22 protein-coding genes and 3 pseudogenes are annotated in these 24,447 nt (G+C 65.5%); 11 read left to right on the forward strand and 14 right to left on the reverse strand.

Features of this window, described 5'->3' with window-relative positions; translation table 11 throughout:
• Positions 1-292: 292 nt before the first annotated feature.
• The 7 genes and pseudogenes from EWH21_RS14320 to EWH21_RS14350 all read left to right on the forward strand — a co-directional run bounded on the left by EWH21_RS14320 (position 293) and on the right by EWH21_RS14350 (position 8,599).
• On the forward strand, positions 293-1,663 hold the full coding sequence (locus EWH21_RS14320) for an NAD(P)/FAD-dependent oxidoreductase (protein ID WP_277698639.1): 1,371 nt from the start codon (positions 293-295) through the stop codon (positions 1,661-1,663).
• Between the two features lie 51 nt (positions 1,664-1,714).
• Positions 1,715-4,060: an aminomethyltransferase family protein gene (locus tag EWH21_RS14325; protein WP_277698640.1), complete on the forward strand. Its 2,346-nt coding sequence runs from the start codon at positions 1,715-1,717 to the stop codon at positions 4,058-4,060.
• A 503-nt stretch (positions 4,061-4,563) separates the two neighbouring features.
• Positions 4,564-4,896 (forward strand): annotated as a pseudogene (locus tag EWH21_RS14330) (PAS domain-containing protein); the annotation flags it as partial.
• 60 nt (positions 4,897-4,956) lie between these two features.
• Positions 4,957-5,139 (forward strand): annotated as a pseudogene (locus EWH21_RS14335) (methyl-accepting chemotaxis protein); the annotation flags it as partial.
• A gap of 256 nt (positions 5,140-5,395) precedes the next feature.
• Entirely contained in the window at positions 5,396-6,766 is a 1,371-nt protein-coding gene (locus tag EWH21_RS14340; protein WP_037048171.1) for an ammonium transporter, read from the forward strand.
• Between the two features lie 54 nt (positions 6,767-6,820).
• Entirely contained in the window at positions 6,821-7,000 is a 180-nt protein-coding gene (locus tag EWH21_RS14345) for a hypothetical protein (RefSeq protein ID WP_037048173.1), read from the forward strand.
• 111 nt (positions 7,001-7,111) lie between these two features.
• Positions 7,112-8,599: an aldehyde dehydrogenase family protein gene (locus EWH21_RS14350; RefSeq protein WP_277698641.1), complete on the forward strand. Its 1,488-nt coding sequence runs from the start codon at positions 7,112-7,114 to the stop codon at positions 8,597-8,599.
• Here EWH21_RS14350 and EWH21_RS14355 read toward each other — a convergent pair.
• From EWH21_RS14355 to EWH21_RS14380, 6 genes are all read right to left on the reverse strand, one after another.
• On the reverse strand, positions 8,596-9,288 hold the full coding sequence (locus EWH21_RS14355) for a type 1 glutamine amidotransferase (RefSeq protein WP_277698642.1): 693 nt from the start codon (positions 9,286-9,288) through the stop codon (positions 8,596-8,598). The genes EWH21_RS14350 and EWH21_RS14355 overlap by 4 nt on opposite strands.
• 11 nt (positions 9,289-9,299) lie before the next feature.
• Positions 9,300-9,641, reverse strand: a complete 342-nt coding sequence (locus EWH21_RS14360) for a multidrug efflux SMR transporter (protein WP_037048187.1) — start codon at positions 9,639-9,641, stop codon at positions 9,300-9,302.
• Positions 9,642-9,743: 102 nt separating this feature from the next.
• The gene (locus EWH21_RS14365) at positions 9,744-10,874 is read right to left on the reverse strand and encodes an aminomethyltransferase family protein (protein ID WP_277698643.1); all 1,131 of its coding nucleotides are present in this window, start codon (positions 10,872-10,874) and stop codon (positions 9,744-9,746) included.
• A gap of 51 nt (positions 10,875-10,925) precedes the next feature.
• Complete coding sequence (locus tag EWH21_RS14370; RefSeq protein ID WP_277698644.1) at positions 10,926-11,954, reverse strand: DUF3445 domain-containing protein; 1,029 nt, start codon at positions 11,952-11,954, stop codon at positions 10,926-10,928.
• Positions 11,955-11,964: 10 nt separating this feature from the next.
• Positions 11,965-12,909, reverse strand: coding sequence for a PDR/VanB family oxidoreductase (locus tag EWH21_RS14375; RefSeq protein WP_277698645.1), 945 nt, complete (start codon positions 12,907-12,909; stop codon positions 11,965-11,967).
• Positions 12,906-13,463, reverse strand: a complete 558-nt coding sequence (locus EWH21_RS14380; RefSeq protein ID WP_152488896.1) for a dimethylamine monooxygenase subunit DmmA family protein — start codon at positions 13,461-13,463, stop codon at positions 12,906-12,908. The genes EWH21_RS14375 and EWH21_RS14380 overlap by 4 nt, the downstream gene beginning before the upstream one ends.
• Positions 13,464-13,826: 363 nt before the next feature.
• Here EWH21_RS14380 and EWH21_RS14385 point away from each other — a divergent pair, with 363 nt between their 5' ends.
• Positions 13,827-14,288 carry an isoprenylcysteine carboxylmethyltransferase family protein gene (locus EWH21_RS14385; protein WP_277698646.1) on the forward strand — a complete coding sequence of 154 codons (462 nt, stop codon included), beginning with the start codon at positions 13,827-13,829 and terminating at the stop codon, positions 14,286-14,288.
• A gap of 70 nt (positions 14,289-14,358) precedes the next feature.
• Here EWH21_RS14385 and EWH21_RS14390 read toward each other — a convergent pair whose 3' ends face one another.
• The 4 genes from EWH21_RS14390 to glnT all read right to left on the reverse strand — a co-directional run bounded on the left by EWH21_RS14390 (position 14,359) and on the right by glnT (position 18,922).
• Positions 14,359-15,684, reverse strand: coding sequence for an FMN-binding glutamate synthase family protein (locus EWH21_RS14390; protein WP_037048194.1), 1,326 nt, complete (start codon positions 15,682-15,684; stop codon positions 14,359-14,361).
• A gap of 30 nt (positions 15,685-15,714) precedes the next feature.
• The gene (locus EWH21_RS14395) at positions 15,715-16,398 is read right to left on the reverse strand and encodes a protein glxC (protein ID WP_277698647.1); all 684 of its coding nucleotides are present in this window, start codon (positions 16,396-16,398) and stop codon (positions 15,715-15,717) included.
• 161 nt (positions 16,399-16,559) lie between these two features.
• Complete coding sequence (locus EWH21_RS14400) at positions 16,560-17,462, reverse strand: glutamine amidotransferase family protein (RefSeq protein WP_152488898.1); 903 nt, start codon at positions 17,460-17,462, stop codon at positions 16,560-16,562.
• A gap of 125 nt (positions 17,463-17,587) precedes the next feature.
• On the reverse strand, positions 17,588-18,922 hold the full coding sequence (gene glnT, locus EWH21_RS14405; RefSeq protein WP_037048201.1) for a type III glutamate--ammonia ligase: 1,335 nt from the start codon (positions 18,920-18,922) through the stop codon (positions 17,588-17,590).
• Positions 18,923-19,166: 244 nt separating this feature from the next.
• On the opposite strand from glnT, the gene EWH21_RS14410 reads away from it, so the two are divergent.
• Positions 19,167-19,766, forward strand: a complete 600-nt coding sequence (locus EWH21_RS14410; protein WP_037048203.1) for a helix-turn-helix domain-containing protein — start codon at positions 19,167-19,169, stop codon at positions 19,764-19,766.
• Positions 19,767-19,851: 85 nt separating this feature from the next.
• On the opposite strand, the gene EWH21_RS14415 is transcribed toward EWH21_RS14410, so the two are convergent.
• Entirely contained in the window at positions 19,852-20,730 is an 879-nt protein-coding gene (locus EWH21_RS14415) for an AraC family transcriptional regulator (RefSeq protein ID WP_277698648.1), read from the reverse strand.
• A gap of 169 nt (positions 20,731-20,899) precedes the next feature.
• On the opposite strand from EWH21_RS14415, the gene EWH21_RS14420 reads away from it, so the two are divergent.
• Positions 20,900-21,373: a hypothetical protein gene (locus EWH21_RS14420; protein ID WP_179554322.1), complete on the forward strand. Its 474-nt coding sequence runs from the start codon at positions 20,900-20,902 to the stop codon at positions 21,371-21,373.
• A 218-nt stretch (positions 21,374-21,591) separates the two neighbouring features.
• Here the strand turns inward: EWH21_RS14420 and EWH21_RS14425 are convergent, their stop codons facing one another.
• Positions 21,592-22,383: an aldolase gene (locus EWH21_RS14425; RefSeq protein ID WP_277698649.1), complete on the reverse strand. Its 792-nt coding sequence runs from the start codon at positions 22,381-22,383 to the stop codon at positions 21,592-21,594.
• 17 nt (positions 22,384-22,400) lie between these two features.
• Positions 22,401-23,105, reverse strand: coding sequence for a haloacid dehalogenase type II (locus tag EWH21_RS14430; protein ID WP_277698650.1), 705 nt, complete (start codon positions 23,103-23,105; stop codon positions 22,401-22,403).
• Positions 23,106-23,210: 105 nt separating this feature from the next.
• Between EWH21_RS14430 and EWH21_RS14435 the strand changes: the two genes are divergently transcribed.
• The gene (locus tag EWH21_RS14435) at positions 23,211-24,059 is read left to right on the forward strand and encodes a LysR family transcriptional regulator (RefSeq protein ID WP_037048219.1); all 849 of its coding nucleotides are present in this window, start codon (positions 23,211-23,213) and stop codon (positions 24,057-24,059) included.
• 132 nt (positions 24,060-24,191) lie between these two features.
• Here EWH21_RS14435 and EWH21_RS14440 read toward each other — a convergent pair.
• Positions 24,192-24,436: pseudogene (locus EWH21_RS14440) on the reverse strand (zinc-binding dehydrogenase); the annotation flags it as partial.
• Between the last annotated feature and the right edge of the window lie 11 nt (positions 24,437-24,447).

A 24,447-nucleotide genomic window follows, 5' to 3' on the forward strand; every position in this document is an offset into this window, starting at 1 on the left:
TCCGCCATGGCCCGTGATGGTGGATGGGACCAGCAAATTCCATGCCCCCACGCTGCCCTGCAAAGCACTGACAAGAAAGATTATTTCCTTGAGAGAAATCACTGACGCCGCCGCAGCGCACCAGCACGACGCCATTGTGCCCCGCTGCGGGGCAGCGCCGGACGTCCGCCTACCCCCAAGGAGGTATTCCTTCCGAGCGAATTGCAGGCCGGTGTCAGGGCCGTATCGTATTTCCCACAAGGAACTTTTATTTCCTGAAAATCATTAAAACCCTCGACACGGGAGACCCACCATGACCACTCGCATCGCCATCATCGGCGCCGGCCCCTGCGGCCTGGCCCAGTTGCGTGCCTTCCAGTCCGCCGCGGCCAAAGGCGCGGACATCCCGGAGCTGGTCTGCTTTGAAAAGCAGAGCGACTGGGGTGGCATGTGGAACTACACCTGGCGCACCGGCCTCGACGAGCATGGCGAGCCCGTGCACGGCAGCATGTACCGCTACCTGTGGTCGAACGGACCGAAGGAATGCCTGGAGTTCGCCGACTACACCTTCGACGAGCACTTCGGCCGCGCCATGGGCTCCTACCCGCCGCGCGAAGTGCTGTGGGACTACATCAAGGGGCGCGTCGAGAAGGCCGGCGTGCGCCGCTACATCCAGTTCAACACTGCCGTGCGCGGGGTGAGCTTCGACGAGGCCAGCGGCCAGTTCGACGTCACCGTGCACAGCTATGACCAGGACCTCACCCGCACCGAGCGCTTCGACTACGTGGTGGTCGCCAGCGGCCATTTCTCCACGCCCAACGTGCCTTACTTCGAGGGTTTCGAGAGCTTCGCCGGGCGCGTGCTGCACGCCCATGACTTCCGCGATGCCCTGGAATTCAAGGGCAAGGACGTGCTCATCGTCGGCTCCAGCTATTCGGCCGAGGACATCGGCTCGCAGTGCTACAAGTACGGCGCACGCTCGATCACCAGTTGCTACCGCACCGCGCCGATGGGCTACCGGTGGCCGGAGAACTGGGAGGAGAAACCCCTGCTGACGCACGTCCAGGGCAGCAGCGCGTTCTTCGCCGACGGCACCAGCAAGCACATCGACGCCATCGTCCTGTGCACCGGCTACAAGCACCACTTCCCCTTCCTCGCGGAGGCGCTGCGGCTGAAGACCGACAACCGCCTGTGGCCCCTGAACCTGTACAAGGGCGTGCTGTGGGAAGACAACACGAAACTGATCTACCTCGGCATGCAGGACCAGTGGTACAGCTTCAACATGTTCGATGCCCAGGCCTGGTACGCCCGCGACGTGATCCTCGGGCGCATCGCCCTGCCCGAGCAGGCGGCCATGCACGCCGAGGACCTGGCCTGGCGCGAGGAAGAACTGACCCTGAAGAACGCCCAGGAAATGTTCGAATTCCAGGGCAAGTACATCCAGACGCTGATCGATGCCACCGACTACCCGAGCTTCGACATCGCCGCGGTGAACCAGACCTTCCTCGAGTGGAAGCACGACAAGTACGAAGACATCATGGGCTACCGCAACAAGTGCCACCGCTCACTGATGACCGGCACCCTGGCCACGCCGCACCACACCTCCTGGCTGGAAGCGCTGGACGACTCGCTCGCGGCCTACCTGGCGGACGCGCCCCAGGCGGCCATCAAGGCCGTCAGCTGACGCCGGCTCCTGCGAAAAGCCGCCTCATCCTCCATCCTTGCGGAGCCTCTCATGTTGCAACCTGTGATCAGCCGGCCGCACGAGCCGGCGCTGTTCGCCCGCGCGCCGGGGCTGGAACGCCATCGCGTCGCCCCCGGCGGCCTGACGGTGATCGCCCTGGAACCCGGCGACCGCCTGGAGGTGATCGACCGCGAAGGCGATCAGTGCGGCGAGTTGCTGGCCTTCGACGACAACGGCCGCGAAGCGCTCGCCGCTCTCGGCCTGCAGGGCAGCGCCGGCGCCGACTTCATCGGCCACCTGCTCAGCGACGGCAGCCGTGAGTCGCTGCACGTCGCCAGCGGTCTGGGCAAACGCCGGGTCGACTGCCGCCACCTGCCGCCCGCCGCGCGCCTGTGGCCAGCGGGCACGCCTGCCGGCTTCAGCCGCGCCTTCACCAGCAGCGCGGCAGTGCTGGTGGTGGTCGCGGCGCCTGGCGCTCCGGTGGCCGTGGACGCGCAGCAACGCGCCAGCGAACTGCGCCTGATCATCCAGCGCGCCAATCCGGCGAGCCTGTTGCTGCCGGCCCTGCCCGCTCCGCTCGGCGAGGTGATCGACGAGTTCACCCTCGCCCCCGGCACGGCGCGCGACTACGTCGTCGCCCCCGGCCAGTACATCCAGGTGCTCGACGTCGCCGGGCGGCAATGCTCGGACTTCGTCGCCTTCGACCGCCGCGGCCTGGACGCCGGGCGGGAGATCGACCTCGACCCCACGGTCACCCGCACCCTCAACGGCAACGCCTACCCGGGCCCCGGCCTGTTCAGCAAGTTCTTCGACCGCGACCTGCAGCCGATGCTGGAAGTGGTGCGCGACACCGTTGGCCGGCACGACACCTTTGCCCTGGCCTGCACCGCGCGCTACTACGAAACGCAGGGCTACTTCGGCCACGCCAACTGCAGCGACAACATCAGCCGTGCCCTCGCCGCCCATGGCGTGCAGGGCCGGCGCGGCTGGCCGGCGATCAACTTCTTCTTCAACACCGGGGTCGACGCGCACCAGCAGCTGACCCTCGACGAGCCCTGGTCGCGCCCTGGCGACTACGTGCTGCTCAAGGCCATGCGCGAGCTGGTCTGCGCCAGCAGCGCGTGCCCGGACGACATCGACCCGGCCAACGGCTGGCAGCCGACCGACATTCACATTCGTGTGTATTCCGACAAGGAGCGCTTCAGTATCGCCATGGCCAACCGCATGACCCCCGATGCCGACCCGGTGCTGACCCGGGAAAGTGGCTTTCACCCTGGCACCAGCGCCCTCACCCGCCAGTTCATCGACTACCGCGGCTGGTGGACGCCGACCCACTTCGACGGCTACGGCACCCTGGAGGAATACCAGGCCTGCCGCGAACGCGTGGCGGTGATGGATCTCTCCGCGCTGCGCAAGTTCGAGGTGCTCGGCCCCGACGCCGAAGCGCTGCTCAACCACTGCCTGACCCGCGACGTGCGCAAGCTGGCGGTCGGCCAGGTGGTGTACAGCGCCATGTGCTACGAGCACGGCGGCATGCTCGACGACGGCACGCTGCTGCGCCTCGGCGCGGATGCGTTCCGCTGGATCGGCGGCGAGGACTTCGGTGGCGAGTGGCTGCGCCAGCAGGCGGCGAAACTGGGCATGAAGGTCTGGATCAAGTCCGCTTCCGAGCAGATCCACAACATCGCCGTGCAGGGCCCGCTGAGCCGCGCCCTGCTCAGCCAGATGATCTGGACGCCCGCGACCCAGCCGACGCTGGAGGAGCTGGGCTGGTTCCGCTTCCTGATCGGCCGCCTGGACGACTATGACGGCCCGCCCGTGATGGTGTCGCGCACCGGCTACACCGGCGAGCTGGGCTATGAAGTCTGGTGCCACCCGGACCACGCCATGCAGGTCTGGCAGCGCCTCTGGCAGCTCGGCGAGCCGCTGGGCCTGGCGCCACTGGGGCTGCACGCGCTGGACATGCTGCGCATCGAGGCCGGGCTGATCTTCGCCGGCTACGAATTCAGCGACCAGACCGATCCGTTCGAGGCCGGCATCGGTTTCTGCGTGCCCCTCAAGAGCAAGCAGGACGACTTCATCGGCCGCGCGGCTCTGCTGCGGCGCAAGGAGCACCCGCAACAGCGCCTGGTCGGCCTCGAGCTGGACGGCAACGAGCCGGCTGCGCATGGCGACTGCGTGCACGTCGGCCGTGCCCAGGTCGGGGTGGTGACCAGCGCTACGCGCTCGCCCAGCCTGGGCAAGAACATCGCCCTGTGCCGCCTGGCGGTCGACTACTGCGAACCGGGCACCCGTGTGGAAATCGGCAAGCTCGACGGCCAGCAGAAGCGCATCGGCGCCAGCGTCGCCCACGGCACGGTGGCCTTCGACCCGGACAAGAGCCGTGTGCGCGGCTGAGAGTCGGCCGTTCGCGGCGACATCGCGAACGACGACCTCGCGACTTGGACAGGGAATTGCTTGGCAACTCCCCAGCACCCTCGTCAACGTCCAAGGAGGATCGGCCGATGTGGTTCAGCAATACGACCCGAAACCTGGCCAGTGAACTCAACCAGTGGCTCGAGCACCTGCTCAGCCACCGCCAACCGGCAGGTGCCCGCCCGCACCTGCAGCAGCAGCCGCAGTTGCTCGGCAGCCTGGAGCGCCTGCAACGCGACTGGGACGAACTGCAGCGCATTCGCCAGCACAGCGAGCAGCAGCCTGCCGCACCGTGCAGCGCCGAGGACTATGCGGCGTTGCAACGCCGCCTGCTCCAGGCCGAGCAGCAGAGTGCACGGCTGCAGGACGAGCTGCACGCCAGCCTGGCGCAGAACCAGGGCTTCCTGGAAGAGCGCGCACACTGGGAGGAAGAACGTCAGGTCTGGGAGCTGACCAAGCGCACCCTGACCGAGGGCTGCTGGGCGATGAACGTGGTCGATGGCGACCCGGACCACCCGCAGAACCTCATCCGCTGGTCCGAGCAGTTCCGCGAGCTGATCGGCTACAACCGCGCCGAGTTTCCCGACGGTTGGGACAGCTACTTCAAGGTGGTCAATCAGGACGACCTGAAAGCCGTGATGCAGGCCTTCAACGCCTCGATGGTGGACAAGAGCGGCGACGGTTTCTACGCCGTGGAGTACCGCATGCAGCACAAGACGCGGGGTGAAGTCTGGTTTCGCGAGCGCGGCCGCTGCCTGCGCGATGCCCAGGGCAAGCTGCTCTACGTCACCGGCGCGGTGCGCGAGATCAGCGACGAGAAAGCCGCCGCGCACATGCACGAGCGTGAACAGGCCAGCATCCAGGCCACCTACGGGCAGATCGCCCAGGTCGCCGGGGTGATCAAGAGCATCGCCGAACAGACCAACCTGCTGGCCCTCAACGCCGCCATCGAAGCCGCGCGCGCGGGCGAACAGGGACGCGGCTTCGCGGTGGTCGCCGACGAGGTCCGCAACCTGGCCCGGCGCACCCAGGAATCGGTGCAGCAGATCCAGGGCATGTTGCAGCAGAACCGCTGAAGAACGACCCATTTTCAGGCGTGATGCCCCCTAACTGAACACTAACGGGGCATTTTTTGACCAGCCTTTCCAGCCGTGGCCAGCGTCCCCGGCGCTGGCGCCAGACGGCACTTCTGGCACAAGGATTGCCTATTCTTTTTGGGAATTTTTTATAGCTACAGATAAATAAAAGCGTCCGAGCGCCCTTCAACGCACTGCCATGACCGACACCTATTCCAAGAACAGCATCGAGGATTGATAGATGGAAGAGCAGAAGACACCCACTCTGGAGGAGCTACAGGCCCTCATAGAGATGACCAACACCCTGAATATGGAAATATTCTACTGGTGGTGCATAGCCCTGATGATCTGCATTCACGTGGGCTTCCTGTCGTATGAGATCGGTGCGTCGCGCCTGAAGAATGCGCTGGCCGCCGGCGTCAAGAACATCCTCGCCTTCGGCTTCATCGTCCCCAGCGTGTTCCTGCTCGGCTGGGCGGTCTATAACGGCTTCCCGGACGGCATCGTGCCGCGCATGGACGCCATCCTCGCCGGCATGCCCTGGAGCCAGTCCATGGGGCCGAACATCAGCGACAACGCCACCGGCATCTTCTGGGCCGCCTTCGCCATGTTCGCCGCCACCACCGGCTCGATTCTCTCCGGTGCGCTGATCGAACGGACGCGCATGAGCGCCTTCATCATCATGACCATCTTCCTCGGCGGCTTCCTCTGGCTGCTGGCGGCGGCGTGGGGCTGGCACCCGGAAGGCTGGCTGACCGTCAAATGGGGCTTCCATGACGTCGGCGCGGCAGGCTGCGTGCACATGATCGCCGGCTTCTTCACCCTGGCGGTGGTCATGAACCTCGGTGCCCGCATCGGCCGCTTCAACGCCGACGGCAGCGCCAATGCCATCGTCGGCCACAGCATGCCGATGAGCGTGGTCGGCCTGATGCTGATCATCGTCGGCTTCTTCGGCTTCCTCGGCGGCTGCATCATCTACAACTCGGGCGCGCAGTGGATCAACATCTACGGCCAGCCGACCAACCTCTCGGCCTTCGCCTTCAACACCCTGATGGGCTTCGCCGGCGGCCTGATCGGCGCCTACCTGACCACCCGCGAGCCGTTCTGGATGATGTCCGGCGGCCTGGTCGGCATCATCTCCGTGGCACCGGGTCTGGATCTCTACCACCCCGGCCTGGCCTACCTGATCGGCATGGCCGTGTCGGCCACCGCGCCGCTGGTCAACAACCTGCTGCTCAAGTTCCGCCTCGACGACGCCGTGGGCGCCTTCGCCGTGCACGGTTTCGGCGGTTTCGCCGGCATCGTCATCAGCGGCATCTTCCTCGCCGGCTACCCGAACGTGAACGGCATGCCGCCGATCAGCTTCCTCGGCCAACTCGGCGGCGCCGTGGTCATGGCAGCCCTGGGCTTCATCCCCGGCTACCTGCTGTCCTACGCGCTGAAGAAGGCCGACCTGCTGCGCGTACCGGCACATGCCGAGGAACGTGGCCTGGACCTGACCGAAGTACCGGCCCAGGCCTACCCGGAATGGACCTCGATGTATGGCCCGAGCACCAGCGTCGGCGGCAGCGAGCCGGCTCCGCTGGCCACCGCCGAGCCGAAATCCGCCTGACTCTTTCCCTAGCCTGGCCGCACACGCGGCCAGGCCCATTGCGAGGAACACAGCATGAGCATCACGACCTACGAAGGCGCCAGCGCCGTATTCACCTTCGCCGACAAGCCCGCGATCCTGGTCTTCATCAGCCTGCTGGTGGCCGGCGTCAGCCTCTACGCGCTGATCGCCACCATGATCCACGAGAAGCACAGCTACGCCCTGCCGGACGAAAAGCTGCCCAAGCTCAAGTAAGCCCCCGGCCGGCGGCGCCCGCCGCCGGCCACCTGCGCCTGCCGCCCCCGGCGGTATGCGCTACCCTCCCCCGCGACATCGACCTTCCCTCTTTTTCGGCAAGGAGCCCACATGCTCGAGCGCCCCTACCTGTTCATCGATGGCCAGTGGCTCGCCGCGCAGAGCGGCGAGCATTTCGACGTATTCGATCCCAGCGACGCCAGCCTGCTGGCCAGGGTTGCCGCCGCCGGCCGCGCCGATGTCGAGCTGGCCGTACGTGCGGCCCGGCGCGCCTTCGACGCAGGCGACTGGCCGCGCCTCGGCGGTCGCCAGCGCGCCGCCGTACTCAGGCGCATCGCCGACGGCATCCGTGCCCGCCAGGACGAACTGGCGCTGCTCGAGGTGCGTGACAACGGCAAGCCACTACCCGAGGCGCAATGGGACATCGCCGACGCCGCCGGCTGCTTCGACTTCTACGCCGACCTCGCCGCCGGCCTGGACGACGACGAGCGCACCGTTCCTCTGGGCGATGCCCGTTTTCGCGCCAGCGTGGTGCGCGAACCCGTGGGCGTGGCTGCAGCCGTCATCCCCTGGAACTACCCCCTGCTGATGGCGGCCTGGAAAGTCGCCCCGGCCCTGGCCGCCGGCTGCGCCATGGTCCTCAAGCCTTCTGAACTGACGCCACTGAGCGCCCTGGAACTGGCGGGCATCGCCAACGATGCCGGCCTGCCGCCCGGCGTGCTCAACGTGTTGCCCGGCCTGGGCAGCGAAGCCGGCGCGGCGCTGGTGGAACACCCGGGCGTCGACAAGATCGCCTTCACCGGCAGCCTGCCCACCGGCAGCCGGATCATGCAGGCCGCCGCCCGCGAGGTGAAGAACATCAGCCTGGAGCTGGGTGGCAAGTCGCCCTTCATCGTCTTCGCCGACAGCGACATCGAAGCGGCGGTGGAATGGATCATGTTCGGCATCTTCTGGAACCAGGGCCAGGTCTGCTCCGCCACGTCACGCGTGCTGGTGGAACGCGCGCTGTACCCCGATCTGCTGCAGCGCCTGAGCGAGGAAGCGCAGAAGATCCGCATCGGCAACGGTCTGGAGGACGGCGTGCTGCTGGGCCCGCTGGTCAGCGCCGGCCAGCACGCCAAGGTCAGCGCCGCGATCGCCCAGGGCATCGCCGATGGCGCGCGCCTGGTCTGCGGCGGCAAGCCGCCGGCGGGCCTCGAGCAGGGCTGGTTCATGCAGCCGACGGTGTTCGCCGACGTAGCGCTGGACTGTGCCCTGTGGCGCGAGGAAATCTTCGGCCCGGTGGTCTGCGTCAACCCCTTCGACAGCGAGGCCGACGCCCTGCGCCTGGCCAACGACAGTGAGTTCGGCCTGGCCGCCGCCGTCATGTCCGCCGACCTCGAACGCTGCGAACGACTCGCCCGCAGGCTGCAGGCCGGTATCGTCTGGATCAACTGTTCGCAACCGACCTTCAGCGAACTGCCCTGGGGCGGCGTGAAGTGCAGCGGCATCGGCCGTGAACTGGGCGAATGGGGCCTGGACAACTACCTGGAAACCAAGCAGATCACCCGCTACGAAAGCCGTGAACCCTGGGCCTGGTACCTGAAGCCGGGGTGCTAGCGCGCGGCCATCAGGTAGTCTAGCAGCCGCGCCATCAGCGCGTTGCCCGCTGCATAGCGGCCGGGCTCAGCGGCCAGTTGCGCTGCACTCTGCACCCAGGGTCCCGGCTGCAACTCGGTGGCGCATTCGCGCAGCAGTTCGCTGATGATGGCCGGGGTCATTTCCGGGTGGCACTGCAGGCCGATCACCCGTCGACCGAGCTGGAACGCCTGATGGCGGCAGGCCTCGCTGGAGGCCAGCAGCCTGGCACCGGCCGGCAGCTCGAAGGTTTCGCCATGCCAGTGCAGCAGCTCGACACGCTCGGGAAAGGCGAAGCAGTCCTCACCGGCCGACTCGGCCCGCGATACCGGGAACCAGCCGATCTCCGGCAGTGCATTGGCCTGAACCCGAGCCCCCAGTGCACTGGCGATCAGTTGCGCGCCCAGGCATACCCCGAGCACCGCCGTGCCAGCCTCGATGGCATGGCGCAGGAACGCCTTCTCCGCGACCAGCCAGGGCCGCTCGACTTCGTCGTTGACGCTCATCGGCCCGCCCATGGCGACGATCAGGTCGCAGCTGCCCGGATCGGGCAACTGCACATCCGCCTCGTAGAAACGACTGTAGTGCAGCTCGGCGCCACGGCTACGAAACCAGTCGGCCATGCTGCCGACATCCTCGAATGGCACGTGTTGCAATACCTGAACGCGCATGGCTGAACGCCTCAGGCCAGTGGTGCGGGGCTGAACAGCTTCAGCCCGACGATACCGGCGATGATCATCAGCAGGCACAGGCTGCGCAACAGGTTGAGGCTTTCACCGAGGAACATCGCACCATAGGCCACCGTGCCCAGGGTGCCGATACCGACCCACACCGCATACGCCAGACCGAGTGGCAGCACGCGCACGGACAGGCTCAGCAGGTAGATGCTGAGCAGCAGGAAGAAGCCGCAATACAGGCTCGGCCATAACCGTGTGAAACCATCGGTGCGCGGGATGATCGAGGCGTAGAACACCTCGCACAGCCCCGCCAGCAGCAGAAATCCCCAGCCATTCAACCAGGCCATGATGCGCTCCTTGTGCGAGCAGGTCGGGCCACGTCCCTGCGGCCCTGCTCCCTTGCCCCTGGACTGCAGTGCCCGCGACGGCTCCCCGTCGCGGGAGCGGCCTCACCCCTTGGCCGTGCGTTTCTTCTTTTCCGGGTCGTCGAACGGCAGGCTGTGGGCGATGGCCTTCACCGCCAGGCTGCCCTTGACCTCCAGCGCCGCGCCCTGCTCGGCATATGGCACCTCCATGCGGGCGATGGCCATGGACTTGCCGGACAACCGCGAATACATGGCGCAGGTGATCACCCCGACCTGCTTGCCCTCAGCCCACAGCGTGTCGCCGGCCTCGGCCGCCTTGTCGCCGTCGAGCAGCACACCGAAGATCCGGAAGCGCTCCTTGCCCTGCAGGCGCCGATGCTCGCTGGCGCCACGGAAATCCCCTTTGGTCGGCGACACGGTGAAGTCCAGCCCCAGCTCCCACAGGGTGTCGCCGGCCGGCTGGTCGGCGAAGGGATACATCTCCGAGTTGTCGTAGGGGAAGAACAGCAGGTAGCTCTCCACCCGCAGCCAGTCCAGCGCGGTGAAGGCACAGGGGATGATGCCCAGGTCCCTGCCCTTGTCCAGGATGCTGTCCCAGATCAGCGGCGCGTCGGCAGCCTTGCAGAAGATCTCGTAGCCGCGCTCGCCGGTGTAGCCGGTGCGCGAGATCATCACCGGGCGGTCGAACAGCCGGGTCTGCAGGTGATGGAAGTAAGGCAGCTCGCGAATGCCCGGCACCTGCTCGGCGAGGAAGTCCACGGCCAGCGGCCCCTGCAGCGAGAGGTCGTGCAGGTCGTCGTCGAACAGCACCGCCACCTGCCGGCCCTGGGCCGAGCGCAGCAGCATCTCGTGGCCGTTGCCGGAGCCGTGCACCACCATGAAGGCGTTGGGGCCGGTGCGGTAGATCACGCAGTCGTCGACGAACTTGCCAGCCTCGTTGAGCATCGTGGCGTAGACGCTCTTGCCCGGATAGACCTTTGAGATATCGCGGCTGGTGGCGTACTCCAGCAGGCTTTCGGCATGCGGGCCAACGTAGTGCACCTTCTTCAGCCCGGACACGTCCATCAGCCCGGCACGGGTGCGGATCGCCTCGTGCTCGTCGGCCAGGTCACTGGCGTAGGTCCAGGCCGTGCCCATGCCGCTCCAGTCTTCGAGTTGCGAGCCCAGTGCGCGGTGACGCTCGGCAAGGGCGGAAATGCGCCAGGAATTGGCCATATCTGTTTCTCCTGTTGTTCGTCGTTGGGCCTGCGCACGCAGGGGATGGAATCAGGCGGCCTGGGCCTGCGGGTCGAACTGGCGCAACCAGTCGACCACCGTCTGCCGATAGCGGGTCAGGCCCTTGTAGTCGGCGATCTCGTCCGGCAGGTCGCGCAGCACGCGGTGCAGGCGGCAGGCCCAGGCCGGGTTGCTGGCCAGTTGTTCCAGGCTGATCAGGTAGGTGCGAATGCCGAACAGCAGCGCATTGCTGCGCGGCAAACGCGGCATGAACTGCAGCTCCACGCGCAGGTGCACCAGGCGCGCGACATTCTCCGCCGTCACCAGGCCGCGCTCGTACCCCCACTCGTGGAAGGTCTCCGAGGAGGTGTCCATGCGCGGGTTGATGGTCATGGTCCAGTTCAGCCGGCGCACCGGCTGGCCGACCTGGATGTTCAGCAGGTACTTCAGCGCCCGCTCGAACACTCCGAGCTGATGCGCCACACCGGGCACCGGCGCGTGCCACTGCTTGAAGCTCATGCCGGCGTCGAACTTGATCGACCAGTCCGCCGGGCAGGTGACCATGCCGGCGTCCATGAACAGGTCGCCATCACGCTGGTCGAGCACGGCGAAATCGCCCTGCGCCTGGCGGGTGATGTACTCCAGCGGCTCGAACGGCAGCGTGCTGGCATCGCCGAAGGTGAAGCGCTGTTCGATGCCCAGCGGGCGGTTGATCCACAGCCACTGGTCGCCATCGCGCTGCAGGGCGAAGTGCTCCGGATAATCGGCAGCCAGATGCTCCATCAGCATCTCCAGGCTGTCCCAGGCGGCCTGCGCCATGTGCGGCATCACCAGGCAGCGCTCCGGGTCCTTCTCCAGGACGCAGGCGCGCTCGGCCATCTCCGAGACGTAGTGCTCGTCGATGTCGAACCAGTGCTCGAACACCGAGCCCGGCTCACGCGGCGTGGCTGGCTCGATGTTCACCGAGTACATGTAGCTGTCCTCGGGGAACGGAAAGGGAAAGCGGGCAATGGCCTCGGGGCTGTTGCTGAAGGTGAAATCGTCCCGGTAGGTTTCCAGGGGTTTGAGCACGACGGGCATGGCGGATTCCTCAGAGGTCGAGCAGCAGCGTGCCGGAGCAGCCACCACGGGAAACACAGGGCATCAGCGCTGCGCTGCGCTGCTGCTCATCCAGGTAGTGATCGCGGTGCTCCACCGCCCCGCTCAGGTAGCGCGTGGTGCACTGCCCGCAAACGCCGCCACGGCAGAGGTTGGGCACCTCGACACCGGCGGCCTCCAGCGCCTCAAGCAGGCTGTGGTCACCCGCTACCTGCAGGCGCTGGCCGCTGCGCGCCAGCTCGACGGTGAACGGCTCGCCCGGCTCGGGCGCAGCGAAGGCTTCCCAGTGCAGGCGTCCGGCGGACCAGCCGTGATATTCGGCCAGCGCCTTGAGCTCATCGAGCAGGCGCTGCGGGCCGCAGACGTAGAGATGGCTGCCGAGCGGCTTGCCGCTGAACAGCTCGGCGCAGTGCAGGCGCTGGCCGGCGGCCGCGTCGTAACCGCGGAAGCGCTGGCCCAGGCGCTCGCGCAGCTCACTGGCATAGGCATCGGTCAGGCCGCTGCGATAGGCGTAGTGCAGCTCGAAAGAGGCGCCCTGGGCCTGGAGCTCGCTGAGGTAGGCCATGAACGGAGTGATGCCGATGCCACCGGCCACCAGAATGTGGTGACGTGCCTGCGAATGCAGCGCGAACAGGTTGCTCGGCACGCCGATCTGCAGCCGGTCACCGACCCGGACCCGCTCATGCAGGTAGCGAGATCCGCCGCGCGAGTCATCCTGCAGGCGCACCGCGATGCGGTAGGTGCCCCGGTCGCGCGGGTCGCTCAGCAGCGAATAGGCGTTGCGCAGCGTGCGCCCCTCGATCGGCAACACGACCTGCACGTGGCTGCCGCAGGAAAAGCCCGGCAGGCTGCCGTCGAGCGCGGCGAAGGTGAATTCGCGCACCACCGGCGTCAGCTGGCGCACCGCGGTGACCTGTACCTCCAGCATCGCGCTCATGCCTGCCGCTCCCCGGCTTGCGCCTGCTCGTAGGGCCGATCCGGATCGAGGCACACCCCCATGTAGGCTCCCAGGCGCTGGGAGAAATGCTCGCGCACGAACAGCTTCACCCCGCAGTGCCTGCAGCTGCACTCGGTTTCGCTGCCGATATCCTGCATCTCGCTGCAGTGCACGCAGTACAGGCGCCGCCGCTCGCCCAGCTTGAACAGTTCGATCTCATCGGCCAGCAGGCCGGCATGGCGGGCCAGGCGACAGACATGCCAGAGAAAGGCCTCGTCACCGAGCACCTGCAGGCGCGTTCCTGCCGGAGCCTGCTCCAGCAGCATCTGCAGGCGCAGGAACAGGGCCTCGGTGCTCGGCAGGCACTCCTGCTGCTCGGCAGCGGCGAGTTCGCCATGCAGGGTGAGCAGCCGCATCGGCCCTGGTTGATCGAGCAGGCCGCCGGCGCGGCTGGCATCCTGAGCCACCAGCAGACGCTGACTGGCCGGCGTCGGCGTGGCGGTCGCGGCGTAGCGCGGGGTACTGAACAGCGGTTCAGCGCTGGAACTGGTCATCGAAAGTCCTCCTGGGTGACAGCAAGACGGGGGTCGAAGCGTCTCGGTTAAATTCCCAATGGGAACTTTTTGTTCTCAACAGGAAAGCATGGACCATGCCATGTCCACGCAACCTGCGGCGCATCGGGGCCCAGGCAGAACAAGCCCCCGCAGCACCTGGCAACGCTGCACAAGCGGGGAGCAGCGCGCGCCGGCACGGCGCATCCGCAGACTTTCTGAAGCATCGCCTTCATCGGTGAAGAACGCCCGGGCCGGCTGCCGCCGTGCACCTCGATGGCTTCGGCCGCCCTGCCCGGCTGGCGCTTGACCCTGTAGCGACTACAGGCCATAGAGTCGCCAGCTCATCCCCGCCAAGGACTCGCCATGCACCTACTGGACGCACGCATCCCACCGCCGCTGATCGCCCTGCTGTTCGCCCTGCTCATGTGGCTGGCCGCCCCGCTCCTGCCCGGCATCGACCTGGCTACCTCCTGGCGGGTGGCGGGCGCCCTGCCAGTGCTGCTGCTTGGCGCGCTCACCTGCCTGCTTGGCATACGCTCCTTCGGCAACGCCCGCACCACCGTCAACCCGCTGCGGCCGGGGCAGGCCTCGGCGCTGGTCGTCGGCGGCATCTACCAGTACAGCCGCAACCCGATGTACCTGGGGTTCGCCATCGCGCTGCTGGCCTGGGCCGTACTGCTGGCGTCCCCACTGCTCCTGTTTGGCGTGGCGGGCTTCGTGCTGTACATGAACCGCTTCCAGATCGGCCCGGAAGAACGGGCGCTGGCCAGCCTGTTCGGCGACGACTACGCCGCCTACCGCCAGCAGGTGCGGCGCTGGCTCTAGTGCGCCGGCGCCAGGCAAAAAAGGGCCGCAACGCCAGGCGTTGCGGCCCTTCGGATGGACGCTCCGGGGCTCAGTACTGCAGTTGCCCTGGCACCCAGTTGGTACCGGCCAACGGCACGCGGGCCATGGCCGCGGCCTCCACGGTCAGGGCCACCAGGTCCTCGGGGTCGAGGTTGTGCAGGTGCGACTTGCCGCAGGCACGGGCCATGGTCTGCGCCTCCAGTACCAGCACGCGCAGGTAGTTGGCCAGGCGCCGGCCGGCGGCGACCGGGTCTAGGCGCTTGGCCAGCTCCGGGTCCTGGGTGGTGATGCCGGCCGGGTCCTTGCCGTTCTGCCAGTCGTCATAGAAGCCCGCCGCCGAATCGATGGCCTTGAGCTCCTCGTCAAGGCGCGGATGGTTGTCCCCCAGGGCGATCAGCGCAGCGGTGCCGATGGCGACCGCATCGGCGCCCATGGCCATGGCCTTGGCGACGTCGGCACCGGTACGGATGCCGCCGGAGACGATCAGTTGCACCTTGCGGTGCATGTCCATCTCCTGCAGCGCCTGCACAGCTTGCGGAATGGCCGACAGGATCGGGATGCCGACATGCTCGATGAACACCTCCTGGGTCGCGGCGGTGCCGCCCTGCATGCCATCGAGGACGATCACATCGGCGCCGGCCTTCACCGCCAGCTTGACGTCGTAGTACGGGCGGCTGGCACCGATCTTCACGTAGATGGGCTTCTCCCAGTCGGTGATCTCGCGGATCTCGGCGATCTTGATCGCCAGGTCGTCCGGGCCGGTCCAGTCCGGATGCCGGCAGGCACTGCGCTGGTCGACACCGATCGGCAGGGTGCGCATGCCGGCGACGCGCTCGGTGACCTTCATGCCCAGCAGCATGCCGCCGCCGCCCGGCTTGGCGCCCTGGCCGAGGACGATCTCGATGGCGTCGGCCTTGCGCAGGTCATCGGGGTTCATGCCGTAGCGCGACGGCAGGTACTGATAGACCAGGTGCTGCGACTGGCCGCGCTCCTCCGGGGTCATGCCGCCGTCGCCGGTGGTGGTGCTGGTGCCGGCGATGCTGGCACCACGGCCCAGCGCCTCCTTGGCCTGAGCGGACAGCGCACCGAAGCTCATGCCGGCGATGGTCACCGGGATCTTCAGGTGGATCGGCTTCTTGGCGAAGCGATTGCCGAGTACCACGTCGGTGCCGCACTTCTCGCGATAGCCCTCCAGCGGATAGCGCGACATCGACGCGCCGAGCAGCAGCAGGTCGTCGAAATGCGGCAGCTTGCGCTTGGTGCCACCGCCGCGGATGTCGTAGATGCCGGTTTCCGCGGCACGCTGGATTTCCTGGATGGACAGGCGGTCGAAGGTGGCGGATTCACGCAGCACCGGGGTGATTTTCTCGCTCATATGCAGTTCCTCGTCGGGCAGGGTGCGCGATCAGTACGCCGAAGCGTTGTCGACCTTGAAGTTGTACAGCTGGCGGGCGGAGCCGTAGCGCTTGAAGCTGGCCGGGTCCTCATCGAAGCCGGCGCGGTTGAGCAGCTCGGCGAGCTCCTCGAGGTGCTCGGCGCGCATGTCCTTCTCGATGCAGTCCGACCCCAGCGACTTCACCGTGCCCTTGACGTAGATGCGCGTCTCGTAGAGCGAATCGCCCAGCGCGTCACCGGCATCGCCGCATACCACCAGCCGCCCGGCCTGGCCCATGAAGCAGCTCATGTGGCCGATGTTGCCGCCGACCACGATGTCGACGCCCTTCATCGAGATGCCGCAACGTGCGCCGGCATTGCCCTCGATCACCAGCAGGCCGCCATGAGCGGTGGCCCCCGCCGACTGCGAGGCGCTGCCCTTGATGCGGACCATGCCGCTCATCATGTTCTCGGCCACGCCGACGCCGACGTTGCCATGGATGGTGACGCTGGCCTTCTGGTTCATGCCGGCGCAGTAGTAGCCGGCGTGGCCGTCGATATCCACGCTCAGCGACTCGTTCAGGCCCACGGCCAGGTTGTGCTTGCCGCCGGGATTGCTGACGACCCATTCACGCTCGGTGAGGGTCTTGGCCTGCTCGTGCAGCGCCTGGTTCAGGTCGCGCACCGAGGCGCTGGAAAGGTCGATGGTCTTCATGATGCTGTCTCCCAAAAAGTAGCGAGTCGGGTTCAGGCCGTCGCCAGCGCGCCGGGTGCGCGGGAGAACCGCAGCGAGTTACGAGCCGGTACCAGGGGCACGGCAAGCGGATCGCGAGGTTCTGCCGCAGCAGGCGGCGGGCGCAGCGGGCGTGGAACGACTCAGGCGCTGCGTTCCCAGATGTACATGGTGGCCGGCTCCGGTTCCCAGACCCTGGCCTTGTCGATACCCGGAAGGCTGGACAGCGCCTGGTATTCCGAAGCCATGGCCACGTAGTCGTCGGTCTCGGCGAGGATCGCCGGCTTGCAGGCGATCGGGTCGCGGATCACCGCGAAGCCGTCGCGCGTGCCGATGGCGAAGGTGAAGAAGCCGTCGAGGTCGACCAGCGAATGGTCGAGCGCCTCCTTCAGCGAGTCGCCCTGGCGCAGGCGCCAGGTCAGGTAGCCGGCGGCCACCTCGGTGTCGTTCTCGGTCTCGAACTCGATGCCGTGGCGGCGCAGTTCCTGGCGCAAGCGGAAGTGGTTGGACAGCGAGCCGTTGTGCACCAGGCACAGGTCCTGGCCGGTGGAGAACGGATGGCTGCCCTCCATGGTCACCGCACTCTCGGTGGCCATGCGGGTATGGCCGATGATGTGGCTGCCTTTCATCTTCGCCAGCGAGAAGCGCTCGGTGATGTCCTTCGGCAAGCCCATGCCCTTGAGAATCTCGATGCTCTGGCCGACGCTCATCACCCGCACGGCAGGCGCCAGTTCGGCCAGCACCGCACGCACCGCCGCTTCGTCGGCATCGGTCTTGAGCACGGCGGCGCTGGCGTTCTGGAACCACTCCAGCGAGCAGCCCAGGCGCCCTTCCAGTTCGCCCATCAGCCCCTTGAAGTCATACCCCGCCTCGGTGCTCTGCAGGGTCAGCTTGATCCAGCCTGCCTTCACCTCGTCGCCGTAGATGGCGAAGCCGGCGCTGTCCGGCCCACGGTCGGTCATGGCCAGCAGCATGGGTTCGAAGAGTGCGCCGAGCTGGTGCTCCAGCGCCGGGTTCTTCAGGTACAGACCTACGATTCCACACATAAAGGCAGTCCTCACTTCGTTCGGGAGTTGCAAGCTGCGAGCTGCTAACTGACCGAGTTGATACAGATGTCGTGCAACACCTCGAACCGCTCTTGCGTGCGGCTCGAAGCGCGTGGCTTGCAGCTTCAGAAAAATTCGGTGTAGCGCTCGATCTCCCAGTCGGAGACGTGGCGGCTGTACTCGACCCATTCCATGCGCTTGAGCTTGAGGAACTCGTCGACGACCTGCGGGCCCAGCACCTCGCGGAACAAAGGGTCGGCCTCCAGCGCATCGCAGGCCTCCTTGAGCGATTGCGGCAGGGTCTTGATGCCCCGTGCGGCAATCGCTTCCAGGCTCAGGTTGTAGAGGTTCTCGTTGCAGGCCGTGCCCGGCTCCAGTTGACGGTCGATGCCATCGAGGCCGGCGGCGATGATCGCGGCGGTGACCAGGTACGGATTGCAGCCCGCATCCGGCAGGCGGAACTCGATGCGCCCATGGGGGATACGCAGCATGGCCGAACGGTTGTTGTCGCCATAGGCGATGAACGCCGGCGCCCAGGTCGCCCCCGAGAGCGAACGCCCCACCACCAGGCGCTTGTAGGAATTCACCGTCGGCGCCGCGAAGGCGCACAGCGCCGGGCCATGCGCGAGCAGGCCGGCCAGGAAGTGATAGGCGATCTTCGACAGGCCCATGCCGCTGGGGTCGCTGGCGTCGTGGAACAGGTTGCTGTTGCCGGCACTGGCGATCGACAGGTGGAAGTGCATGCCGTTGCCGGCACGGCGCGGGTCCGGCTTGGGCATGAACGAGCAGATCATGCCCAGGTCGTTGGCGATCTCACCGGCGGCCATGCGGAAGAAGGTGAAGCGGTCCGCCGACTCCATGGCATCGCTGTAGGTGTAGTTGATCTCGAACTGGCCGCAGGCATCCTCGTGGTCGATCTGATAGATGTCGAAGCCGACCGGTTGCAGCGACTCGGTGAGCTTCTCGAGAAAGGCGCGCGAACGCGACAACCCCTTGTAGTCGTAGCAGGGCTTCTCCAGCTTGTCGCTGGCGTCGACGGAGCAGAGCTTGCCGTCGGCATCGCGGCGGAACAGGCTGAACTCCGGCTCCAGGCCGGTATTCAGCGTCCAGCCACGCTCGCTCAGGCGTGCCACCTGCTGCTGCAGCACGTAGCGGGTGTCGTAGGGCCAGGGCTGGCCGTTGACATGACCGATGCACACCACGCGGCCGTAACCCGGCTGCCAGGGCACCGGCATCAGCGTGGAGAGGTCGCCGCGGGCCATGAAATCCGGGCCATGCGGCTCCATGCCCATGCCCCAGATGGCGAAGCCGGCGAAACCGGCGCCCTCCTCGGCCACCGCCTTGAGGCCCGAGACCGGCACCGACTTGGTCTTGGCCGCACCGTGAATATCGACGAACTGGGCCAGCACATACTTGATGCCATGCTGGTCGATGATTTTCTGGGTTTCGCTGGGCAACATGGGTAAGGCCTCCGGTAGCGTCGCCATTATTCCGCTGGGGAATTTTAATTTCCCCAAAAGAAATGCAAGCAGCTTGCCAACTGGTCATGCCCACGCGAGGCGCCCCGGCAACCCGCGTCTTTCTTCTATCTGCCGAGGAAAAATGCTTTCATAGGAGGAAAGTCACGAACGAAAAACGCACCGAAGCAAGGCAGCCCGCTCATTCCTGGTGCGAACTTTTTATTCATAGAAGAAATAAGCCTGTATGACGACCACTCCGGAAAAACCGCCCCGCCTCAAGCTCGAGCAATACCTGGGCATGCAGATCCGCCGCCAGCGCCAGGCGCAGGAACTGAAGATCGCCGACGTGGCGCGCATCGCCGGAATCAGCCAGGGCATGCTGAGCAAGATCGAGAATGCCCAAGTCTCCACCAGCCTCGACACCCTCAGCCGCCTCTGCGACGTACTGGGCATGCCCATGTCCAAGCTGTTCAGCCAGTACGACCAGCAAGGTGGCAGCGCCCTGCTGGTCAAGGCCGGCGAAGGCCTCGAAGTGGTACGCAGAGGGACCGACAAGGGCCATACCTACCGCCTGCTCAACCACACCCGTGGGCCGAAGAAGAGCTTCGAGGCCTACATGGTGAGCATGGACGACGCCAGCGAGGAGTTCCCGACCTTCGCCCACCCCGGCACCGAGTTCCTCCACCTGCTGGAAGGCGAACTGGTCTACCGCCATGGCAACCAGCTCTACCCCATGCAGGCCGGTGACAGCCTGACCTTCGACGGCGAAGTGCCGCACGGCCCGGAGAAGCTGGTGAAGGTGCCGATCCGCCTGCTGTCGATCATGAACTACGGCTCGGACTGAACGCGCAGGCCCGGCACCAAGACTGGCGGGCCTCAGTGCGCCTGGTGCAGGTGCAGTTGGTCATGCCCGCCCTCCACACGATGCCTCAGCCACCTGGCTGGTCTGCTCCGTTCGCCGCCGCCCGGGCGCCATGATCCTGCCGTGGCGAGCGGCCAAAGAAGGCCTTGTAGGCACGACTGAAGGCTGCCTCGGACTCGTAACCGACCGCAAAACCCACGTCGCCGATACGGCTGTCCTGGGTGGCCAGGAGGGTCCTGGCCAGCGTCAGCCGCCATTCGTTCTGGTAACGCAAGGGCGCCCGCCCCACCAGTGTGCTGAAACGCTCACAGAAACTGGAGCGCGACATGCCGGCCAGCTTCGCCAGCGCCTCGATCCGCCACTGCTGCCTGGGCTGTTCATGAATGGCCTTGAGCGCACGTGCGATGCGGGCGTCGGACAGACCGCCCAGCCACCCCGACGCGGCGCCCTGCTGGACCCAGGTGCGCAGCACGCGGATGACCGTGAGGTCGATCAGCCGCGAGACCATCAGCGCCCCGCCGGGCTGCACGTCGCGGGCTTCCAGCAGCATGAAATGCAACAGTCCCTCGGACCACGCGGCGGCCTCGGCCTGCCGGATATGAATCAGCCATGGCAGAGCGAACAACATGGCGCGGAAACTGCCGGCATCGAACCAGAAGCGGCAGATGGCGAGCGTGACGGGACCCTCAGCGGCCGTGAGCGTCAGGTCGTCCAGCGCGTGGGGCAGCAGGAACACATCGCCAGGCGCCAGCTGCATGGCCGCCTCCGCGTCACGCCGGATCTGCACCTGCCCCGTCTGCAGCAGGCATACGTGGGCGCTGCCGCACTCCAGCGCCAGGCGTTCGCCCGGCTCGAGCGTGGCGGAATACACGCGGTCGCCGGTCAGGCGTATCTGCGCGAGCACCTGGGACAGCAGGTCTCCGTTGGTGAAGCCTTCCAGCTGCATTTCCGGAAGAATGGTCAAGTGTTCCGGTGAATCGGTCATGTCGGGATGGCGCTGCGTTGACTACTGTAGACGCACCAGCATAGCCCAGTACGGCGCATGACCTGAAGCGATCAGACATCGACCAGGCAGCTAAAGGCTTTGCCGATCATCCAACCGGAGGAAGCACCCAATGTTCGGAATCTCCACCCTTGGCTGGGTACATACGCTTAGCAGCCTGCCGGCCATTCCACTGGCGGCATACATGTTCGCCCGTCACGGCCGCATCCTGCCCCGCTCCGTGCCCGGCATGGCGTACCTGGTGTTCATGCTGCTGGGCGCCGGCTCGGTCTTTCTGATCGCCAGGCAGCCGGTGAGCAACATCATCGCGGCGCTCACCCTTGTCCTGCTGGTGGCAGGCTACGGGGTCGGCCACATCGGCCTGCCAGGACGAGTCGCCGTGTACCTGGAAACCATCCTGCTCAGCGTGACCGCCTTCCTGCTGATGCTGCCGACGCTATCCGAAGTGCTGCGCCGCGTGCCGGACGGCCACCCTCTGGTGACCGACCTGCATTCACCGCTGCTGATCGGCACGCAGCTCGGCCTGCTGCTGGCGCTGGTCATCGGCGTAACGGCGCAGGTGCTGCACCTGCGCCGCCGCGCCTAGCGGCTGGGCGCTGGGGCTTGCAGACAGTCGGCTGCCAGGTCTGGCCGGGAGGCCAACTGCGGCCGCAAGCTGACTCAGACGACTGCCAACTCGCGGCCAGAAGCGGACTGAACTGCGGTGGATCAGCCCCCCGTATTGAAATACCCCGCGACGAACCAGGAGCGATTCACATATAAGTTTCAGTGCAATACCCCTAACACTTAGAGACCGGTGAACGCCTATCTATTGATATGAGCCGATTGCCCATGTGGCAGTCGCCGCATTGCACTAGTCAAATGCGCTCTGGCACTTTCGGCATCTCCCTGACGCATCTGCTCGTAAGTGCGTTGTGCAATTTCATGAGGTACTGGTTTGAGCTCGCGATGGGTCGACATTGCCAGCAGTTGCACCTGGGCAGCGCGCTCCAGGTAATACAGATCGTCCCAGGCTTCGGCAATAGTCGGGCCCGCAACAATCACACCATGGTTCTTCAAGAACAGCACATCGGCATCCCCCATAACGCTGGCAATCCGATCCCCCTCTGACGCATCGAGTGCCAGGCCGTTGTAGTTCTCGTCTACCGCCGTCCGTCCGTAGAATTTCAACGCAGTCTGCCCAAACCACAACAATGGCGCCCCTTGCAGCAAGCACAGTGCAGTGGCGTGGGGCATGTGCGTATGAAACGCCACTTTCACCCTTGGAAGTTGTTTGTGAAGGCGCGCGTGGATATAGAACGCAGTTGCTTCAGGCTGACCTTCGCCGGCCACAACATTGCCATTGAAGTCGCAGACCAGCAGATTGTCGACGGTAACTTCCTCGAACGCATACCCGTACGGGTTCACGAAAAATAAATCATCGCGTCCCGGCACCATGGCGGAGAAGTGATTGCAGATACCTTCCTCCAAGCCGTGCAGCGCTGCGAGTTGAAAGCACGCGGCCAATTCCGAGCGCGCGGTGACGACGGCGGGCGCTTCAAGGTCCAGGTCGGTGTAGCGGGCGGTACGCAGACCGCCTTCAAGGGTGTGCGCCATGACGATGACTCCAGGGGTTACCAGCCAAGGGATTTGAACAGCGGCACGACTCGATCGAGGGTGCTCACCGTCGCATCAGGTCGATAGTCAGGCAGCAACTGTCGACCGGTGCCTCGGTCGATCCACACACAGCGGAACTGCATGTCGCGCGCGGCGGCGTGGTCAAGGTGCGGGCTGGCACAGATGTGCACCACTTCATCACGGCGCACGCCCAACTGCTGGTGAGCGTAGTCGAACAGGCGCGGATCGGGCTTGTAGGCACCGGCCTGCTGGGCAGTGATGACCCGGTCAATGTGCCCACCGAGCTGCGCGACGTTGCCGGCAATGATGTCATCGTCGGTGTTGGACACGATGCACAGCTTGAATCCCATGGCCTTGAGGCGCGCGAGCGTGTCGACCACCTCAGGAAACGGCGGCATCTGTGGAATCGCCCCAGCCAGCTGCTGGCTGTCCTCGGCCGAACTGGGCAACCCCAATTCCTCCAACGCAAGCTGCAACCCCAGCGTGCTCAACTGACGGAACGAACGGTGCGGCGGCGTCTGTTCCAGGCGATGTTCGTGGCGGTCGTACACGTCGATCAGGCGATTGGCATCGACACTGTGCTGCCCCTTGGTGCCGAGGATTTTCGCGGCGACCGCCTGCAAGCCCTCGTCCCACTGAATCAAGGTTCCGTAGCAATCGAATGTCAGCCATTCGGGACGCCAGGTGTTTTCAAGTTTCATGCTGTTCTCCTCTATGGGGAAATTCAGCTTACGAGTGAATGCCGTTAGCTGGAAATTAAATTACTATTTGCATATCAGTTGAAAAACAAATATCAAGGACTCGCCATGCTCGACCTCGAATTGCTCAAGACCTTCGTGTGCGTGGTTGATGAGGGCAGCTTCACGCGAGCCGCCGAACGCGTGCACCGCACCCAATCGACTGTGAGTCAGCAGGTACGAAAACTGGAAAAAATGGTCGGTCACACATTGTTGCTTCGCGACCGGACGGGGCAGAACATCAGCGTCAACGAACACGGAGAAATGCTGATTCAGTACGCCCGGCGCATGCTGGCCATGTCCTCGGAGGCGCTAGAGGCCCTTGCCAACGATGTCGACCCGGAAACTCTGCGCATTGGCGTGCCGGAAGACTTCGACTCACGACGCATGACGAGTATCCTCGCCGGCTTCAAGCGGGTCCGCCCCAAAGCGCGGCTGGAAACCATTAGTGGCATGAGTACAGATCTGAAGCAGAACCTTGCGACTGGTGTCATTGACATCGCATTGGTCAAACGTGAGCCAAACAGCGGACCTAGTTGGGCGACATGGCCGGAGCCGCTGGTGTGGGTTAGGGGGGTAGAGAGCAACTTCCACAACGGTGTACTGCCATTGGCGTTATTCCCACAGGGCTGCATCTATCGGCAACGGGCGATCCGCTTGTTAGATGTGGCACAGCGGCCATGGAGGGTTGCGTTTGGCAGCCATAGTCTGACCAGCATACAAGCAGCGGTGGCATCCGGTCTGGGGGTCTCGGTGCTACCCGCTTCGGCGGTGTTGCCAGAACATACCGTGTGTACGGATCTTCCTGAGTTGGCGCCGACCGAGTTGGCGCTGATCAGTCGCGAAGGAGCTCTGACTGGATTGCAGCGAGGACTGGTAGAGTTTCTACGACAAGAACTGGGCGAGTCATCCAATTAATCAACTCCTGCGTTGGTAAATGCCTGGACAGAGCCAACTCAGCGGCTCTACCAGGTATTGGCGTGTGCCCCTCCCGGAACTAGCCCAGCCCCAATACCGCAAGTAGCCCAGGCTGATCTGACGCTTGGGAGACTAGTCACTCACAAACCAAATTACCGTCTTCCCTTTGCCACTACCGTCCGCAACCAGGCGAAATGCCTCGTTGACCTCATCCAGTGCAAAGTACTGCTTGTCCACCCGGATCGTCAGTTGCCCAGCGCCGGCCAGCATCGCGGCCTCGCGCAGGATCGCCCCGTGATATTCGCGACTCTGACCACTGAGCAACAGTGTGAACGTGAACACGCCGAGTAGGTGGTGCTCTTGAAGGACAGCGGTGCGGGGAAAGGGG

It is taken from the genome of Pseudomonas sp. REST10, from assembly GCF_029542605.1.
GTDB classification, from domain to species: Bacteria; Pseudomonadota; Gammaproteobacteria; order Pseudomonadales; family Pseudomonadaceae; genus Aquipseudomonas; species Aquipseudomonas khazarica.

Coding starts and splice junctions, on each gene's coding strand:
- EWH21_RS14325 (WP_277698640.1), top strand. CDS start 1,715: ATGTTGCAACCTGTGATCAGCCGGCCGCACGAGCCGGCGCTGTTCGCC.
- EWH21_RS14400 (WP_152488898.1), bottom strand. CDS start 17,462: ATGTGTGGAATCGTAGGTCTGTACCTGAAGAACCCGGCGCTGGAGCAC.
- EWH21_RS14395 (WP_277698647.1), bottom strand. CDS start 16,398: ATGAAGACCATCGACCTTTCCAGCGCCTCGGTGCGCGACCTGAACCAG.
- EWH21_RS14435 (WP_037048219.1), top strand. CDS start 23,211: ATGCTCGACCTCGAATTGCTCAAGACCTTCGTGTGCGTGGTTGATGAG.
- EWH21_RS14365 (WP_277698643.1), bottom strand. CDS start 10,874: ATGGCCAATTCCTGGCGCATTTCCGCCCTTGCCGAGCGTCACCGCGCA.
- EWH21_RS14420 (WP_179554322.1), top strand. CDS start 20,900: ATGTTCGGAATCTCCACCCTTGGCTGGGTACATACGCTTAGCAGCCTG.
- EWH21_RS14350 (WP_277698641.1), top strand. CDS start 7,112: ATGCTCGAGCGCCCCTACCTGTTCATCGATGGCCAGTGGCTCGCCGCG.
- EWH21_RS14390 (WP_037048194.1), bottom strand. CDS start 15,684: ATGAGCGAGAAAATCACCCCGGTGCTGCGTGAATCCGCCACCTTCGAC.
- EWH21_RS14430 (WP_277698650.1), bottom strand. CDS start 23,105: ATGAAACTTGAAAACACCTGGCGTCCCGAATGGCTGACATTCGATTGC.
- EWH21_RS14415 (WP_277698648.1), bottom strand. CDS start 20,730: ATGCAGCTGGAAGGCTTCACCAACGGAGACCTGCTGTCCCAGGTGCTC.
- EWH21_RS14410 (WP_037048203.1), top strand. CDS start 19,167: ATGACGACCACTCCGGAAAAACCGCCCCGCCTCAAGCTCGAGCAATAC.
- EWH21_RS14345 (WP_037048173.1), top strand. CDS start 6,821: ATGAGCATCACGACCTACGAAGGCGCCAGCGCCGTATTCACCTTCGCC.
- EWH21_RS14375 (WP_277698645.1), bottom strand. CDS start 12,909: ATGAGCGCGATGCTGGAGGTACAGGTCACCGCGGTGCGCCAGCTGACG.
- EWH21_RS14320 (WP_277698639.1), top strand. CDS start 293: ATGACCACTCGCATCGCCATCATCGGCGCCGGCCCCTGCGGCCTGGCC.
- EWH21_RS14360 (WP_037048187.1), bottom strand. CDS start 9,641: ATGGCCTGGTTGAATGGCTGGGGATTTCTGCTGCTGGCGGGGCTGTGC.
- EWH21_RS14385 (WP_277698646.1), top strand. CDS start 13,827: ATGCACCTACTGGACGCACGCATCCCACCGCCGCTGATCGCCCTGCTG.
- EWH21_RS14340 (WP_037048171.1), top strand. CDS start 5,396: ATGGAAGAGCAGAAGACACCCACTCTGGAGGAGCTACAGGCCCTCATA.
- EWH21_RS14425 (WP_277698649.1), bottom strand. CDS start 22,383: ATGGCGCACACCCTTGAAGGCGGTCTGCGTACCGCCCGCTACACCGAC.
- EWH21_RS14380 (WP_152488896.1), bottom strand. CDS start 13,463: ATGACCAGTTCCAGCGCTGAACCGCTGTTCAGTACCCCGCGCTACGCC.
- glnT (WP_037048201.1), bottom strand. CDS start 18,922: ATGTTGCCCAGCGAAACCCAGAAAATCATCGACCAGCATGGCATCAAG.
- EWH21_RS14355 (WP_277698642.1), bottom strand. CDS start 9,288: ATGCGCGTTCAGGTATTGCAACACGTGCCATTCGAGGATGTCGGCAGC.
- EWH21_RS14370 (WP_277698644.1), bottom strand. CDS start 11,954: ATGCCCGTCGTGCTCAAACCCCTGGAAACCTACCGGGACGATTTCACC.